The organism is Sphingobium sp. DC-2, assembly GCF_000722555.1.
Lineage (GTDB): Bacteria > Pseudomonadota > Alphaproteobacteria > Sphingomonadales > Sphingomonadaceae > Sphingobium > Sphingobium quisquiliarum.
Map to the genome: position 1 here is coordinate 1 of NZ_JNAC01000049.1, position 3256 is coordinate 3256.

General features: G+C 62.5%; 2 protein-coding genes and 2 pseudogenes. 1 reads left to right on the plus strand and 3 read right to left on the minus strand.

What is annotated here, in order from left to right; genetic code table 11:
• Positions 1-80: 80 nt before the first annotated feature.
• A complete protein-coding gene (locus tag ET21_RS0109990) occupies positions 81-386 on the plus strand; it encodes a carboxymuconolactone decarboxylase family protein (RefSeq protein WP_030093294.1) in 306 nt (101 codons plus the stop codon).
• A 70-nt stretch (positions 387-456) separates the two neighbouring features.
• Here ET21_RS0109990 and ET21_RS0109995 read toward each other — a convergent pair.
• From ET21_RS0109995 to ET21_RS0110005, 3 genes and pseudogenes are all read right to left on the minus strand, one after another.
• A pseudogene (locus ET21_RS0109995) lies at positions 457-1194 on the minus strand (adenosylhomocysteinase); the annotation flags it as partial.
• Positions 1195-1254: 60 nt separating this feature from the next.
• Positions 1255-2877 (minus strand): ISNCY family transposase, encoded by a 1623-nt coding sequence (locus tag ET21_RS0110000; RefSeq protein WP_030539573.1) that lies wholly within the window; start codon positions 2875-2877, stop codon positions 1255-1257.
• Positions 2878-2957: 80 nt separating this feature from the next.
• Positions 2958-3256, minus strand: a pseudogene (locus ET21_RS0110005) (adenosylhomocysteinase); the annotation flags it as partial.

A 3256-nucleotide genomic window follows, 5' to 3' on the forward strand; every position in this document is an offset into this window, starting at 1 on the left:
AAAATCAGGCGATCTTGAAGTCAAGCGGCAGGCCACTTGGGGAATGTCGGTCGAGAGGTGTCTACATGGTTGGCAAGGATATGACGATTCAGTCGGTCGTCGCGAAACATGCGCCAAAATTAACCGAACTCGGACAGGATCTGCTGTTCGGCGAGATCTGGGAACGGCCGGAACTGTCCAAGCGCGACCGGAGCCTGATAACGGTGGCGGCGCTCATCGCGCTTCGGCATGACGAGCCGCTGGCCGCGCATTTCAAGATGGCCGTCGCGAACGGCGTAAGCCGGGCCGAGCTGAGCGAGGTCATCACCCATCTGGCCTTCTATGCCGGCTGGCCGAGTGCCGTCGCAGCGGCACGGCAGGCCGATCTCGCCTTCGCCGACGACTGACGCCGCCGGACGATATCGGGGAGGACGGACGCTGGCCCGCCCTCCCATATGATCGGTCAGACTATGTCGCTCAGTAGCGATAGTGATCGGGCTTGAACGGCCCTTCGGTCGATACGCCGATATAGCCCGCCTGCTTCGGAGTCAGCTTGGTCAGCTGGACGCCGAGCTTCTCGAGGTGGAGCGCCGCCACCTTCTCGTCGAGATGCTTGGGGAGCACATAGACCTCGTTCTTATACTGGTCGCCGCGCGTCCACAGCTCGATCTGGGCGAGCGTCTGGTTGGTGAAGCTCGCCGACATCACGAAGCTCGGATGGCCCGTGGCGCAGCCCAGGTTCACCAGGCGGCCCTTGGCCAGCACGATGATCTGCTTGCCGTCGGGAAACTTGACCAGATCGGTGCCGGGCTTGACCTCGGTCCACGCATAGTTACTCAGCGCCGCGATCTGGATCTCGCTGTCGAAATGGCCGATGTTGCAGACGATCGACATCGGGCGCATCGCGGCCATATGCTCGGCGGTGATGACGTCGGCATTGCCGGTTGCGGTGACGAAGATGTCGGCGCGCTTCACGGCCTCTTCCATCGTCACGACCTCGAAGCCTTCCATCGCGGCCTGAAGCGCGCAGATCGGGTCGATCTCGGTGACCATCACGCGGGCACCGCCGTTACGCAGCGACTGGGCCGAGCCCTTGCCGACATCGCCGAAGCCGGCGACGCAGGCGATCTTGCCGGCGAGCATCACGTCGGTGGCGCGGCGGATCGCGTCGACCAGCGATTCCTTGCAGCCATAGAGATTGTCGAACTTCGACTCGTGTTGCCTCATTAAGCGATGTTCCCGAGCGGCATAGCCATTGCCTCACGTAAATGCTCCCTACAGGAGATCACCCTCACGGACTATTCCTTGCGCGACTGGGGGCCGCGCAGCGGAGCCGGAGGCGACGCGGAGCGGTACCCAGTCGCGCGGCAACGAAGAGACGGTCTCTGCCCCCAAGCGCCTGCCAGCGGGGGCAGCTGACGGGTTGAATACCAAGGCACGCGCCTGTTCTGATCGCCACACCTTCAACCGGCGCTGCACGGTCCGCAGCAGACCATCCGGATAATCGCCAGGCTGCTCAGCCTGTAGCTTCTCGAGCAACTCCCGACCGGTGCGCCATGGCTCCTCCTCGAACCACGCCTTCAACTGTTCAGTCACCGTCGCAAGCGGATCAGGACGGCGGCGCCAACGCTTCTGCGGGGCCTTTGCGGTTGCTGTCGGCCTTGCCTCGCCTTCGTGCCACAAGGTCCGCAGGCTCGTCATGAACGCATCCAGCGTTGGCGGCGAGGGTTCCGACGGATTCATTACGACTGCCCCGTCGGCCAGTCCCACCAACTTTTCTTGCGCCGTTCGGATGTCCCGCAACAGCCGGACCGGATCGAGATCGGCGAACGCCTCGCGGAGGTTTCGGCGCGTCTCCTCGGAGGTCCGTGGGTCGGCCAGCAACCGCTGGAACGGTGTCGCGGGAGCATGGTATCGCTTGTAGACCTTGGCGCCATCGCGTTGCTTCTCGGCAAGCTTGAACGATGGCTGGAAAAAGTTCACGAACAGGCGGGCAGCCGTGTACAATTCCGCTAACGCGCCGGTGGCTGCCAGGCCCTCGAACCGGCGATAGCCCGTCAGGCGCCGAACGACGGAACCGTTTTTCTGCTCAACCCAGGCCTGATCATTCTTGCGATAAGGACGGCAGCGGGTGAACGCGATCCCATGAGCCACGCAATAATCGCGCACCGTCTCGTTAATAAATACGCTGTCGTTGTCAGAGTCGAATCCCAGCAAGGGGAAAGGCATCAGCCTGCGCAGTTCGGTAAGCACAGCCACCAGCAGCGTCTGCTCGCGCACCAGCAACGGTGCGCATTCAGTCCAGCCCGTTGCGATGTCGGTTAAAGTGAACGTCCAGGCCCAGCTACCTTTTGCTGCCGGTCCGCTGTGCGAAACCAGATCGACCTCCATGTGCCCCGGCGCCGGATCACCCCAGTCGTCGAATGTACGGATCGGTACGCTGCGCCGGAGCTCGGTTCCAGATACGCCACGCCGCCGCTTTTTCGTCTGGCCTGCCTCGCGTATGGCGCGCAGTGAGCGGTCGATCGTCGCCGCGCTCATCCGGAACAGACTGGCCTTGACCTGCGGCGCCAGATCGAGGTGACCATGACCTTCCATCGCTTCGACAAGGATCGGAATGAGCGGCTTAAGCCGCTTGCCGCATAAACGGTCGCTCGCCTCCCACAACACCACTAGTGCAGTGCGCACAGCCTCATCGTAGACCCTGCGCCCGACACGCCCAGGAGTTCGGTCCGATGCCTCCTGCCGGAGAACCCGCATCGCATGTTTGCGATGGAAACCCGTGACCGCAACGAACTCGTCGAGCACCTTGCCTTTACTTGACCGATCGCATGCCCGGTATCGAGCGCCGACCGCCTCGATCAATTCTTTCCGCGTTGCCATGCTCACCTTCCTCATCGTTCCCTCCCAACCGTTGCCGGGAGCAGTCTAGATGAGGCAACAGCCCGTCACTCAGGAGCAAAAACGGTGAGGCAATGCGACTTGGTGACGCTGTCGTTGACGTTGATCGCGGGGAAGGGAAGCTCGCCCTTCTTGGCGATCTCGTACAGGCGGTGGACGCCGGTGGTGGTCTCTTCCGACACGCCCTTCAGATTCTTGACGGTCTTGGTCAGATAGCCCGGATATCTGGCGATGAACGCCTTGAGCGCGCGCTGGAACTCGACCTCTTCCTCATTCTCGGGCTCGCCCAGCGTCGCGCCGGCTTCGAGCTTCGCGCCCCATAGCGCATTACACAGGATTGAACCTGACGGCGGATGCGCGTGCATTTTCAAGCGCC

What these genes read in the sequence shown, in the direction of transcription:
- ET21_RS0109990 (WP_030093294.1), top strand. Translation starts at nt 81, where the DNA reads ATGACGATTCAGTCGGTCGTCGCGAAACATGCGCCAAAATTAACCGAA.
- ET21_RS0110000 (WP_030539573.1), bottom strand. Translation starts at nt 2,877, where the DNA reads ATGAGGAAGGTGAGCATGGCAACGCGGAAAGAATTGATCGAGGCGGTC.